The organism is Streptomyces sp. N50 (genome assembly GCF_033335955.1).
Classification (GTDB): domain Bacteria; phylum Actinomycetota; class Actinomycetes; order Streptomycetales; family Streptomycetaceae; genus Streptomyces.
Genome location: NZ_CP137549.1, coordinates 3,045,145 through 3,058,028 on the forward strand (window position 1 = coordinate 3,045,145; position 12,884 = coordinate 3,058,028).

Genomic DNA, 12,884 nt, shown 5'->3' on the forward strand with positions numbered 1-12,884 from the left:
TCGTCGGTAGAGGATCGTGCCACCCGCGATCAGCGCGGCACTGACACCGGACGTGGCCAGCATGGCCTCACTGCCGGTGTGCGCCAGAACGGGCGGCGGGGTGTGCTCCCCACCGGAGGGCGGAGGCGTGTGGTGCCCGCCCGTGGGAGGGGGCGGGGTGTGGCTGCCGCCGGTGGGAGGGGGCGTGTGATGCCCGCCCGTGGGAGGCGGAGGGGTGTGGTGCCCGCCGCTGGGAGGCGGCGGCGTGTGGTGACCGCCCGTGGGAGGCGGAGGGGTGTGGTGCCCGCCCGTAGGAGGCGGCGGGGTGTGATTGCCGCCGCTGGGGGGCGGCGGGGTGTGGTGTCCACCCGTAGGGGGCGGCGGGGTGTGGTGGTGGCCACCCGGCGGAGGCGGTGTGTGGTGATGCCCGCCGGACGGAGGCGGCGTGTGGTGATGCCCGCCGGACGGAGGCGGCGTGTGGTGATGCCCACCGGGCGGAGGCGGCGGAGTCTCCTCGCAGTCCTCCGGAGTGCCGTGGCCCGAGTGGTCGCCGGAGCCGTACCCCGAACCGCCCCCGGTGCCATACCCGGAGTCGCCCCCGTAGCCATGACCCGAGTGTCCCCCGAGCCGTAGCCCGAGTCGTCCCCATAGCCGTGACCAGAGCCATGACCGGAGCCGAGACCGTGGCCGTACCCATAGCCGGTGCCATAGCCATGACCGGTGCCGTAGCCGTAGCCGAAGTCGTCGGAGTCGTCGGCGTCATACGAGTCGGCGTACGACGGCTCGGCCCACCGGTGATGCTCGCTGTGCCGGTGCTCGTGCTTGCCGCCGGCGCACCCGTTGCCGAACGTCGGGTTGAGCCCGGACACCCCGTCGGCGGTGTTGCCACAGGCGTTGACCGGCGCGTCGATCGGGACGTCGATGCTGTTGCCGGACAGGACACCCGGCGAATCCTTCGCAGCGCCGCCGGTGTACGAATCGGCCAGGGCGGGGCTGCCGCACAGGGACAGAATGCTCGTCGCGGCGGCCGCCGCGACCATTCCCTTACCCAGGGTCTGTCGCAATCTCGTTGTCTTCCTGCTTGAAGTGGGAAAAGCCGGCCTTGGAAACCTGTCCAAGGCCGGCCATGAAACAGCCGGAACGGCTGGGGTGCTACGTCGTCAGTCGTTGACGCAGGTGTTGCCGAACGCCGGGTTCAGCAGGCCGATCACGTCGATCGAGTTGCCGCACACGTTGACGGGGATGTGCACGGGAACCTGGACCACGTTGCCCGAGAGGACACCCGGCGAACCGACGGCCGCACCCTCGGCACCCGCGTCGGCGAAGGCCGGGGCGGCCATACCGAGGGCCATGATCGCACCAGCGACAACAGCAGCGCTCTTCTTCATGAACGTTCCCTTCTCTGCGGTCATGCCCACCATGACCTGCAGCCTGTAAAACGAGGGATAGACGCAGGAAGAAACTCAAGAACGCGTGTCACCTGACAATTCACTCGATCGTCCGCACCGAATTGACGCGATGGGCGCACAGGTGCAGAAACGCTTCTCTTCAAGGGGAGTCAGGAAGAGGACGGCAATGTGAAACGGCCAGGGCGGCCCGCACGGAGATTTCCGGCGGGCCGCCCTGGCCGCTTTATTGACGAACGGTCAGCTGCCGATGGCGCCGTTGCCCGACAGCACCGGGATGTTGTCCGCGATGTGCGACAGCGGCTCGTCGCCCTTGGCCTGGGTCGAGTTCTCGGCGCACTGCTGGTTCTGCGGGGCCGAGAGGACCGGCACGTCCTGGAGGACGGTGACCGGCACCAGTACGCCCACGATCGAGGCCGCGTTGACCTTGGCCGGCAGGCCGACACAGAGCTTGTTCAGGTCGCCCTGGGCGAGCCCGAGCTGGGGGCTCATGTCGCCGGCCGTCTTGGCGTTGCCATAGGCCTGCTCGGCACCGTTCCCGTTGACCGTGGTGACGCCGTTGTCGTTTCCGATGGCCAGCGCCTGCGGGGCGGCCGTCGCCGATACGCCGACGACGGAAGCCGCGACAGCCGTCGCAGCCATTGCCTTCTTGAGCATTTCTGCGGTCCTTTCCTGGCAGAGACACAATTCCTGCTCCCCCATCAACAGAGGTCGGCCGGATTGGTTGCGTGTCTTCACCCGGTTGGATTCATCTGGGCCATTGGAGTGAATCGGAGCAACCATGCGGCCCGGTGCCAGTTGTTCAGGTCGCTCCGGTGGACGGGGTTACTCCAGAAGGGACCACGCAAGTGATCAAGAAGGTTATGGCTGCTGCGGCTGTCGCCGCTTCCGTCGTCGGAGCCTCGGCTGCCGTCGCCGCCCCGGCGATGGCGATCGGTAACGACAACGGCGTCACCACGGCGAACGGCAACGGCGCCGAGCAGGTCTACGGCAACCAGGCCACGTACGGCAACATGAGCCCCCAGATGGCGCTCATCCAGGGCTCGCTGAACAAGCCCTGCATCGGCCTGCCCGCCAAGGCGAACCTGGCCTCGCTGGTCGGCCTCGTGCCGGTCACCGTCGCGCAGGACGTGCCGATCCTCTCCGCGCCGCAGAACCAGCAGTGCACCGAGAACTCGACCCAGGCGAAGGGCGACGAGCCGCTGTCGCACATCCTGGACAACATCCCGGTCCTGTCGGGCAACGGCGCTGCGGGCAGCTGACCTCGCGGACACGCACAGCGGGCCGCCGATCTCTCGGCGGCCCGTTGGCCTGCCTCGCCGGGACGCGCGGAAGGCGGCCGAGGAGTTCGGGAAGCTGCGCGCGGCCCGTCCGCTGGTCCCCCGCGGACAGCAGCCCCTGCCGAGCGACCCGCCGCGGATCTCCCGGCGCGTCCCCGCGCGAGGAAGCCAACTTACTTACCCGCGAGCCGACTTATTGCTCCATTCAGGGCAAAGGCCGCAACCAAACCAGTCATCACTCAGTTGATCATCGCGCGGCTCCGCAACGGGAGTCCGTCCTCCGAAAGGGTTTGAACATGAAGAAGCTGTGGGCGACCGCGGCTGTTGCCGCCTCCCTCGCCGGTGCCACCGCCGCTGTCGCCACCCCGGCGATGGCGATCGGCAACGACGACGGTGTCACCACCACCCAGGGCAACGGCGCCGTGCAGAAGTACGGCAACCAGGAGACCAAGGGCGACATGAGCCCCCAGCTCTCCCTCGTCCAGGGCACCCTGAACAAGCCCTGTGTCGGCCTGCCGGTCAAGGCGAACCTCGCCTCGATCGTCGGCGTCGTGCCGGTCACGGTCCTGCAGGACGTGCCGATCCTTTCGGCCCCGCAGAACCAGCAGTGCACCGAGAACTCCACCCAGGCCAAGGGCGACGAGCCGCTGTCGCACATCCTGGACAACATCCCGGTCCTGTCGGGCAACGGCGCCACGAACAGCTGACCCCACCAGCACCACAAGAGCGGGCCGCCGAGCACATCGGCGGCCCGCTCTTCGCGTTACGGCCGTTTCGACTTCGCGTACAGGGCCTCGATGTCCTCCGCGTAGGCCGCCGTCACCACGTGCCGCCTGAGTTTCAGGGACGGGGTGAGCAGGCCGTTGTCCTCGGTGAACTCGCCCTCGACCAGGGCGAAGGCGCGGATCGACTCGGCGCGCGAGACGGCCTCGTTGGCGTGGTCGACGGCCTTCTGGACGTCGGCGCGCAGGCGGGGGTCCTCGACGAGGTCGGCGAGCGGGGTGTCGGCCGGGAGCTTGCGGACCACGAGCCAGTGGGCGAGGGCCTCGGGGTCGAGGGTGATGAGCGCTGCCACGAAGGGGCGGTTGTCGCCGACGACCAGGCACTGGCCGACCGGGGCGCGGCTGCGCAGGCGGTCCTCCAGGACGGCCGGGGAGACGTTCTTGCCGCCGTTGGTGACGAGGATGTCCTTCTTGCGGCCGGTGATGGTGAGATAGCCGTCCTCGTCGAGCGCGCCCAGATCCCCGGTCGCGAACCAGTCGTCCTTCAGTACGGCGTCGGTGGCCGCCGGGTTGTTCCAGTAGGCGCCGAAGACCACCCCGCCCTTGATGAGCACCTCGCCGTCGTCGGCGATGCGGATCGTGGTGCCGGGGACCGGGAGGCCGACCGTGCCGGGGCGGGGCCGCAGGGGCGGGACGACGGTGGCGGCGGCGGTCGTCTCAGTGAGGCCGTAGCCCTCGTAGACGATGATTCCGGCGGCGGAGAAGAAGAGGTTGAGGTCGCGGTCGAGCGGGGAGCCGCCGCTGATCGCGTAGCGCAGGCGGCCGCCGAGTTCCTTGCGGATACGGCGGTAGACCAGCAGGTCGTAGAGGGCCCACGCGGCGTAGAGGCCGGGGCCGGGGCCCTTGCCGGTGCCAAGGAACTTGTTGAGGTAGGCCTCGCCGAAGCGGACGGCGATGCGGTCGGCGCGGTCGAAGGAGGCGGCGCGGCCCATCTTCTCGGCGGTCGCGCGGCCGGCGTCGTGGATCTTCTCGAAGAGGTACGGCACGCCGACGAGGAACGTGGGCCCGAACTCCCGTAGCGCCGGGCGGAGTTCGTCGGGCTTGATGCTCGGGCAGTGGCCGATCTCGATGCGGGCCATCAGGCAGGCGATCTGGAGGGTGCGGCCCATGATGTGCGCGAGGGGGAGGAACAGGAGCGTCGAGGCGACCTGGCCGGTGACCTCCGTGAAGAGGGGGTGCAGCAGCTCGACCAGGTTGGCGGCCTCGGCGTGCAGGTTGGCGTGGGTGAGGACGCAGCCCTTGGGGCGGCCGGTGGTGCCGGAGGTGTAGCAGATCGTCGCGATCGTGTCCGGGGTGAGGGAGGCGCGGCGCTTGGTGATCTCGTCGTCGGGCAACTCCTTGCCCAGGGAGGCGAGTTCGGCCATGGCTCCCGCGTCCAGCTGCCAGACGCGCGGGGGTTGGGGGTGGCGGGCCGTGGCGGTGGTGACCGTGCCGGTGTTCTCGGCGGTCTCCGTGACGACGAAACGGGTGCCCGAGTCCCTGACGATCCACTCCACTTGGTCCGCCGACGAGGTGGCGTAGATCGGTACCGTCTGACCGCCGGCCGCCCAGATCGCGAAGTCGAGGACCGTCCACTCGTAGCGGGTGCGGGACATGACCGCGACCCGGCCGCCCGGTTCGAGGCCTGCGGCTATCAACCCCTTTGCCGTGGCGGTGACTTCGCTTGCGAAGGCGGTCGCGGTGACGGGGTGCCAGGTGCCGTGCTGTTCGCGGCGGAGGACCACGGTGTCGGGGGCCTCCGCCGCGTTGGTGAACGGGAGGTCTGCGGTGCTGCCGGCCGTCGGGCGCGGGGCGAGGGGCAGGGCGCCCGCCTCCCGTACGACGCCCCGCTCGTCCCTGGTGAGGTGGACCCGGGTGCGGGCCGCCAGGTCGGTGCGTTGCCGCGCCCGCTTCAAGTCCTTGCGTACGCCCATGACGACTGCTCCCGGTCGACGGTGAGACGGTGGCTGGGGCGTCAACTTACTCGCAAGTAGGGGAAGGTCAATGGGGTCTGTGCGGTTCCGGTGGGTTCAGTCCGTTCGGCGTGCCTCGTCGATCGCTTCGGCGAGCCCGCGTACGTCCTTGTCCTCCGTTTCCTTCGCCAACGTGTGGGCGCGGGCGGCGAGTTCGGTGAGGCCGGGGTTGCCGGGCAGCTCTTTGGAGCGGAGGGTGTCGGCGAAGTAGGCGGCCACGGCGGTTACTTGGAAGCGGGCGGACGCGCTGCTCAGGGAGTCGTGCAGGGCGTCGGTCTCCAGTTGGCCCGCATTCTCGTGCGGGGCGCGGGTGTTCGGGTCGAGCCAGCGGACGCTCGCGGTGGCGAGGTGGCCGTCGGCGCCGGGCCTGGTGCGGACGGCGTAGAGGGCGGTGACGGTGTGGCCGGGGCCGATCTCGCCGCCGTCGACGTTGTCGTTGCGGAAGTCGTCGTCGGCGACCTTGCGGTCCTCGTAGCCGATGAGGCGGAACTGGGCGACCGTCTCGGGGTCGAAGGCGACCTGGGCCTTGGCGTCGCGGGCGGTGAGGTCGATGTTCTGCGGGAGTTGGTCGACGAAGACCTTGCGGGCGTCGGCGTCGTCCGAGACGTACGCGGTGTGGCCGTCTCCCTTGTCGGCGAGTTTCTCCATCAGGGCGTCGCCGTAGTCGCTGCCGACGCCGACGCCGAAGAGGGTGATGCCGTGGTCGCGGCGTTCGTCGGCGATGCGGTCGAGGATCGAATCGGCGTTGGTGTCACCGGTGTTGGCGAGACCGTCGGAGATGAGGACGACGCGGTTGGTGGCGCCCTCGCGCAGGCCCTCGGTGGCGGTGGCGTAGCCGGTCTCGACGCCCGCGCCGAGGTTGGTGGAGGACTGGGTCTCCAACTCGTCGACGGCTTCGTGGACTTGGCCGCGGTGGCCGTCGAGGCGGGTCATCGGGAGGACGGTCTCGGCCTCGTCGCTGAAGGTGACCAGCGCGACGGAGTCGTCGTCGCGCAGTCGGTCCGTCATCTCGTCGAGGGACTTCTTGGCGAGGTCCAGGCGGCCCGTCTCGCTCATGGAACCCGAGACGTCGATGACGAACGTGAGGGCTGCGGGCGGGCGTTCGGCGCTGTCGTCGGCGGTGCGGGTGGCGAGGCCCACGCGGACGAGGGACCAGTTGGAGCTGTCGGTGCGGGCGCCGTCGACGGTGACCGTGAAGCCGTTGCCGTCGGGGCGGTCGTAGTCCTGGCGGAAGCTGTTGACGAACTCCTCGGGGCGGATCGTCGAGGGGTCGGGGCGCCGGCCGTCGGCGAGGACGCGGCGGGCGTAGCCGTAGGAGGCGGTGTCGACGTCGAGGGCGAAGGTCGAGAGGTAGTCGGGGGACGGGGCGATCTTGTCGGCGGGGGTGCCGGTCTGTTCGCCGTCCTGTTCGCTGCCGTTGTCACCGCCGGAGGTGATGGCGGGGGCCGGGGCCGGGAAGCCGGTGCGGTTCGTCGCGTTCGAGGTGTTGGAGTGGCTGCCTTCGCCCGCGCCGCAGCCGGTGAGGAGCAGGCCGCTCGCGGCGGTGAGGGCGAGCAGGGTGGTGCGCAGTCGCCGGGGGCGGTGGTGCGCGTGCTCCTGCCTCGGTCGTGTTCGGTGGGTCTGGTGGGTCTTCATCTCCCGTGCCCCCTCGGTCCGTTGACGTCGGCTTCTTGCGACTGTGACGGCGGAGGGGGCGGGAATGTGCGCTACGGGGAGTTGCGGAAGCGTCTCGAAGGGGTCGCGATCATGGCCCGTCGAGACCGGTGGGAGATCCTCCGGTGACCTAGGACACGATGTCCTTGCGGGCGAAACCCCGGAAGGCCAGGGCGAACAGCACGATGGCGTACGTAACGGAGACCGCCGTGCCCTGGATCATGCCGGACCACTCGGGATGGGGTTGCACGGCGTCCGCCCACGCGAACTGCCAGTGCGCGGGCAGGAAGTCGCGCCAGTGGCCGAGGGCCGTGACGGCGTCCAGGACGTTGCCGACGATGGTCAGGCCGACCGCGCCGCCCACCGCGCCGAGGGGGGCGTCGGTCTTGGTCGAGAGCCAGAACGCGAGCCCGGCGGTGACCAGTTGGGACACGAAGATGAACGCCACGACCACCAGCAGGCGTTGGGCCGCCGTGCCCGCGCCGATCGCGCCTCCGGTGGGCAGCTCCAAGGGGCCCCAGCCGTAGGCGGCGGTGCCGACGGCCAGGGCGACGACCGGGAGCAGGATCATCGCGGCGAGGCTGAGGCTCAGGCCGACGACCAGCTTGGACCAGAGGAGGCGGGCCCTCGGCACGGGTGCCGCGAGCAGATAGCGCAGGGAGGACCAGCTGGCCTCCGAGGCGACCGTGTCCCCGCAGAACAGGGCGACCGGGACGACCAGGAGGAAGCCCGCCGACACGAACAGGTTCACCGCGGCGAAGTTGGCGCCGGACGAGGTGGCCGTGTCCATCAGCGTCAGCTGGGAGCCGCGGTCGCCCGGGGTACCGCCGATCGCGAAGGCGGCGACCAGGATGAAGGGCAGCGCGGCGAGGATGCCGCCCATGACCAGCGTGCGGCGCCGCTTCAACTGCCGGACCAGCTCCACCCGTAGGGGCAGGGTGCGGCCGGCCCGGTAGCCGGAGGCCACCTCGACGGGCTCGGCGAGCGTGCTCATGCGGAACCTCCGATCAGAGTGAGGAAGGCATCTTCGAGTCGGCGGTGGGGGCCGAGGGAGGAGACCGGGATCTCCAGGCGGACGAGTTCTACGAGGAGGCGGGCGGCGGTGAGTGTTTCGGTGCCGTCGATCGCGAGAGTGCCCGGGTATGCGGGGGCTTGTAGGTTTTCTTCTGCTGCGCCGTTGGGGCTGGTCGCGCTCTGCGGCGGAGCCGCTGATGGATGCAGCCCCGCGCCCGTTTGGGGCGTTGCCGCCAGGCGTACCAGGAGGGCGCCGTCTGTTCGTGTTGCCGACTCGACCCCGGGCAGGGCTGTCACCTTCTCCACCAGGGAGTCAGGAATGTCGGTCGCCAGGCCGACCAGGAGGGTGTCTCCGGCGCCGATGATCTCGGCGACCGGGCCCGCCTGGACGAGGCGGCCGCGGTCCATGACCACCAGGTGGGTGCAGGTCTGTTCGACCTCGGCGAGGAGGTGGCTGGAGACGATGACCGTGCGGCCCGCCTCCGCGTAGCGGATCATCACCTCGCGCATCTCGCGGATCTGGGGCGGGTCGAGGCCGTTGGTCGGTTCGTCGAGGATGAGGAGGTCGGGGAGGCCGAGCATGGCCTGGGCGATGGCGAGGCGCTGGCGCATGCCCTGGGAGTAGGTGCGGACCGCGCGGGCGAGCGCGTCGCCGAGGCCCGCGATCTCCAGGGCCTCCTCCAAGTGGGCGTCCTCCGACGGCCGTCCGGTCGCCTGCCAGTACAGCTCCAGGTTCTCGCGGCCGGAGAGGTGCGGGAGGAAGCCCGCGCCCTCGACGAAGGCGCCGACCCGGGAGAGGACGGGGGCGCCCGGGCGGATCGCGTGGCCGAAGACCCTGATCTCGCCGGCGTCCGGCTTGATCAGGCCCATCAGCATGCGCAGGGTGGTCGTCTTGCCCGCGCCGTTCGGACCCAGGAGGCCGAGCACCTGGCCCTTTTCGACGCGGAAGGACAGGTCCCGTACCGCGTACCGGTCCGCCGACTTCGCGTACCGCTTGCTCAAGTCGGTGATCTGGAGCGGGACTTCGGACAGTTCGGGGGCGGGGGGTGTCGACGTCGTGCGCCTGCGTCCGGTCAGGAGCAGGGCCAGGGCGATCGCCGCGCCCGCGAGCGGGAGCCACCACACCCAGGACGGGAGGGTCGCCGCCGCGGTCGTGACACCGGGGGCCGTCGGCACCTTGAGGTCGCTCTTCAGGGTGACCGTGTACGTCGCCGGGGCCGCCGGGGAGGCGTAGCCCAGGTCCGTCGAGGCGAGGACCAGGCGCAGGTGGTGGCCGCTCTGGACGTCGTAGTCGATGGCCGGGAGGGTGATCGTGACGTCCTTGCCGGACTTGGTGCCGTCGACCCTGAGGGGGGTCACCAGCTGGGAGGGCAGCACCTGTTGGGTGCCGCCGGGGCCTACGTCGTAGACCTTGCCGAAGAGGACGGTGTCGTCGCTGGTCGACTTGACGTGGACGGTGACCGTGGGCGAACCGGTGATGCGGAGGCCGGTGGTGAGGGGGGCCGAGTCGAACGCGGCGTACTGGCCGGGGAAGTCGAGGGAGACTCCGATGCCCAGGGAGGACAGTTGCGAGAGGCCGCCTGTGCTGCCCAGGCCCGGCAGGGCCGAGATGGCGGGTGGGCTGGCGCCGGCCGGGTTGGTGAAGGACTGCTCGCGGCGGCCGGTCAGGGCGATCGTGCGCGGGTCGCTCTCCAGGCCGGGGTACGCGCTGCCGCTCGCGCCGCGCAACAGGGCGGCGCCGTCCGTGGAGTCGACGCCTCCGGTGCGGGTGACGCGGAACGCGGGGCCGGTGTCGGTGTTCTTGTCGTCCTTCAGGTACCGGTCGAACCAGGACGTCACGCGCGCCTGGACGCGGCTCGTCTCCATGTCGCCGCCGTCATGGCCGCCCGCGATCCAGTCGACGTCCACGGGGGCGCCGTTCGCGCGGATCGCCTTCTCGGCGGCGTCGGCCTGGCCGAGCGGGAACAGAGAGTCCGTCTGGCCCTGGAGGAGGAGAGTCGGGACGTTGATATGGGTGGCTACGGCGGACGGGGAGCGGGCTTCGAGGAGGGCGCGGGCCTGGGCGTCCGGTGTTCCGGACTCGGCGACCCTGTTGTACATCTGGCACAGCGCGGGCTCGAACTTGGCGCAGCCGCCACCGGAGTTGATGAAGATGCCGGCCCAGAGCTTCTTGAAGACGCCGTTCGGGAACAGGGCGTCCGCGAGGTTCCAGTACGTGATCGCCGGGGCGATCGCGTCGACCCGGTCGTCATAGCCCGCGGCGAGGAGGGAGATCGCGCCTCCGTAGGAACCGCCTGCCATGCCCACGCGCGGGTCGCCCGGTTTGTCGAGTTCGACGTCCGGTTGCTTCGCCAGCCAGTCGATCAGCTTCGATACGTCCTTGACCTCGCCGGACGGGTCGTTCAGGCCGATCTTGCCGGTGGACCTGCCGAAGCCGCGGGCCGACCAGGTCAGCACCGCGTACCCGTCCCCGGCCAGGTCCTCGGCCTCTTTCCGTACGTCGTCCTTGCTGCCGCCGAAGCCGTGCGCGAGGAGGACGGCGGGGCGGCGGCCGGTGCCGCCGGACGTGAAGTACGAGGTGTCGAGGCGCACTCCGTCCACGGCCATGACGCGGTCGGAGCGGTGCACCGGAGGCGGGTCGTCGGAGGCAACCGCCGTCCAGGTACCGGCGCCCGCGAGCACGACCACGGCGGCCCCGGCGGCCAGCAGGCGCCGGGGCCCTCGCAGCAGCCCTCGCAGGGCGGGCAGTCGAAGATCCATGCCTCAACGGTACGGCCCGCGACTGACAACCGAGGCAGCCCCCGGGCCGAACCTCCGCCCCTCCCCGGGGAGTACGGGCCCCTTCCCGCATACCGCGTCCGTGGTACGAAGTCCCATGGCCAGCATCGACAGCCCCGCGATCCGCCGTGCGACCACCGTGGCCGAAGTCACCGCGGCGGAGCACCTCTTCGACGGTCCCGTCCGCACCGGGTGGGCCGAGCGTTTCCTGACCGCCGACGGACACCATCTCTTCCTCGCGTACGACGGGGAATCGGTGGTCGGCTTCGTCAGCGGCGTCGAGACCGTCCACCCCGACAAGGGCACCGAGATGCTTCTGTACGAACTCGCGGTCGCGGAGCCGTACCGGCGCGGGGGGATCGGGCGGGCCCTGGTGCGGCGGCTCGCCGCGCTCGCGCGGGAGCGGGGCTGCTACGGGATGTGGGTGCTCATCGACACCGGGAACGACATCGCCCTCGCCACCTACCGCAGCGCGGGTGGCAAGGACGACGGGTCGTGCACGGTGGTGACGTGGGACTTCACGTAGTGAAGTCGACGGGTGACGGCGATGGGTGAACTCGCCTACGCCTGCTGGTCCTCCGGGATCGACACCAGCCAGCGGGTCTCGCGGCGCGGGCGCAGGTAGAACGCCCAGTAGAGGGTGGCCACGGCGACGATCCCGCCCGTCCACAGGAGATAGCTCGTCTCCTGCTGGGTGAGGATGTAGGCCAGGACCGCGATCAGGAGGAGCGGGATCGACGGCCACAGCGGCATGCGCCACGCGTGCGTGTGGCGGTGGTTGCCGCGGCGGGAGAGCAGGGCGGCCACCGCGACCAGCAGGTACATGCCGGTCACCGAGACGCCTGTCACGCCGTACAGGGTGTCCAGGTTGACGAAGCAGAGGATCGCGCCCGGGATGCCCACGGCGAGCGTGGCCACCCAGGGGGAGCCGAAGCGGCCGAGCTTGGAGAAGACCGTGTTGACCGGCTGGGGCCAGGCCTTGTCCCGGGCGGAGGCGAAGAGGACCCGGGAGTTCTGGATGACCATGACGATGCCCGCGTTGATGATCGCGAGGGCTACGCAGAGGCTGACGAAGGTGCCCACCGCGGAGTTGGACCACGCCGTCACCATCGACCCGATGTCGCCGCTCGTCAGCGTCGAGAGGTCCGACGCTCCCATCGTGATCGCCACCACCGGGACCAGGATGATCACCGTCGAAATCGCGAGGGTGGCCAGGACCGTGCGGGCCACGTTGCGGCGCGGGTTCTCCAACTCCTCGGAGAGGTAGACCGCCGTCGAGAAGCCCTGCGTGACGAAGAGGGCTATCGCGAGGCCGGACACCACCAGCATCGCCGTCACCGTGTCCGTGTGGCCGTGCGTACCCGCTACCTGCATCGAGGTGAGGCTGCCGATGCCTCGCTGGCTGTGCGTGAAGCCCAGCAGCGCCACGACCCCCGCCGCTATGACCTCCAGGACCAGGAAGATGCCCGTGATCCACGCGTTGGCGCGCAGGTCCAACAGGCCTGCCAGCGTGGCCAGGAGCATCACGCCCGCGCCGGTCATGGACGGGTTCAGGTGGGCGATCGGGGCCAGGTAATCCGCCGTACCCATCGCTATCACCGGCGGGACGATCATCACGACCAGGAGGGACAGGACGAAGACCAGCCAGCCCGCGAGCCTGCCCGCCAACGTCGACACCATCGCGTACTCGCCGCCCGCGCTGGGGATGAGGGTGCCCAGCTCCGAGTAGCAGAACGCCACGGCGATGCAGAGGACCGAGCCGATCGCGATCGTGAGGGCGGTCGCGGTGCCGAGCGAGCCGAACAGGTCGGGGACGACCACGAAGAGCGTGGAGGCCGGTGTCACGCAGGAGAGCGTGAGGAGCGTGCCGCCGACGATGCCGATGGAACGCTTCAGCTGCTGCGGGCGCCCGGAGGTGTCCGGCGCCTCGGCTGTGGCAGCTCCGGCGGCTTCGGCGGTGGGGAGGGTGTCGGTCACGCGCTGATGGAACATTGACGAAACCGTCACGTCAATGGGTGTTCACCTACGGAATCCGTTGAT

11 protein-coding genes are annotated in these 12,884 nt (G+C 70.3%); 3 read left to right on the forward strand and 8 right to left on the reverse strand.

Annotated features, from left to right (window positions below; translation table 11 throughout):
• Positions 1–29 precede the first annotated feature (29 nt).
• From R2B38_RS13310 to R2B38_RS13320, 3 genes are all read right to left on the reverse strand, one after another.
• Positions 30–1,043 carry a chaplin gene (locus R2B38_RS13310; protein WP_318016422.1) on the reverse strand — a complete coding sequence of 338 codons (1,014 nt, stop codon included), beginning with the start codon at positions 1,041–1,043 and terminating at the stop codon, positions 30–32.
• Between the two features lie 96 nt (positions 1,044–1,139).
• Positions 1,140–1,367, reverse strand: coding sequence for a chaplin ChpD (chpD, locus tag R2B38_RS13315; protein WP_033284615.1), 228 nt, complete (start codon positions 1,365–1,367; stop codon positions 1,140–1,142).
• Positions 1,368–1,625: 258 nt separating this feature from the next.
• The gene (locus tag R2B38_RS13320) at positions 1,626–2,042 is read right to left on the reverse strand and encodes a rodlin (protein ID WP_019056497.1); all 417 of its coding nucleotides are present in this window, start codon (positions 2,040–2,042) and stop codon (positions 1,626–1,628) included.
• A 191-nt stretch (positions 2,043–2,233) separates the two neighbouring features.
• Here R2B38_RS13320 and R2B38_RS13325 point away from each other — a divergent pair, with 191 nt between their 5' ends.
• Positions 2,234–2,647, forward strand: a complete 414-nt coding sequence (locus R2B38_RS13325; RefSeq protein WP_019056498.1) for a rodlin — start codon at positions 2,234–2,236, stop codon at positions 2,645–2,647.
• Positions 2,648–2,961: 314 nt separating this feature from the next.
• Positions 2,962–3,372: a rodlin gene (locus R2B38_RS13330; RefSeq protein WP_318016423.1), complete on the forward strand. Its 411-nt coding sequence runs from the start codon at positions 2,962–2,964 to the stop codon at positions 3,370–3,372.
• Positions 3,373–3,428: 56 nt separating this feature from the next.
• Here the strand turns inward: R2B38_RS13330 and R2B38_RS13335 are convergent, their stop codons facing one another.
• The 4 genes from R2B38_RS13335 to R2B38_RS13350 form a co-directional block, all read right to left on the reverse strand.
• Positions 3,429–5,360: an AMP-dependent synthetase/ligase gene (locus R2B38_RS13335; RefSeq protein WP_318016424.1), complete on the reverse strand. Its 1,932-nt coding sequence runs from the start codon at positions 5,358–5,360 to the stop codon at positions 3,429–3,431.
• Between the two features lie 96 nt (positions 5,361–5,456).
• Positions 5,457–7,034 carry a vWA domain-containing protein gene (locus R2B38_RS13340; protein WP_318016425.1) on the reverse strand — a complete coding sequence of 526 codons (1,578 nt, stop codon included), beginning with the start codon at positions 7,032–7,034 and terminating at the stop codon, positions 5,457–5,459.
• Positions 7,035–7,182: 148 nt separating this feature from the next.
• The gene (locus R2B38_RS13345; RefSeq protein ID WP_318016426.1) at positions 7,183–8,046 is read right to left on the reverse strand and encodes an ABC transporter permease; all 864 of its coding nucleotides are present in this window, start codon (positions 8,044–8,046) and stop codon (positions 7,183–7,185) included.
• A complete protein-coding gene (locus R2B38_RS13350) occupies positions 8,043–10,826 on the reverse strand; it encodes a CocE/NonD family hydrolase (RefSeq protein WP_318016427.1) in 2,784 nt (927 codons plus the stop codon). The genes R2B38_RS13345 and R2B38_RS13350 overlap by 4 nt, the downstream gene beginning before the upstream one ends.
• Before the next feature lie 115 nt (positions 10,827–10,941).
• Between R2B38_RS13350 and R2B38_RS13355 the strand changes: the two genes are divergently transcribed.
• Complete coding sequence (locus R2B38_RS13355; protein ID WP_318016428.1) at positions 10,942–11,370, forward strand: GNAT family N-acetyltransferase; 429 nt, start codon at positions 10,942–10,944, stop codon at positions 11,368–11,370.
• A gap of 35 nt (positions 11,371–11,405) precedes the next feature.
• On the opposite strand, the gene R2B38_RS13360 is transcribed toward R2B38_RS13355, so the two are convergent.
• Entirely contained in the window at positions 11,406–12,821 is a 1,416-nt protein-coding gene (locus R2B38_RS13360; RefSeq protein ID WP_318016429.1) for an APC family permease, read from the reverse strand.
• Between the last annotated feature and the right edge of the window lie 63 nt (positions 12,822–12,884).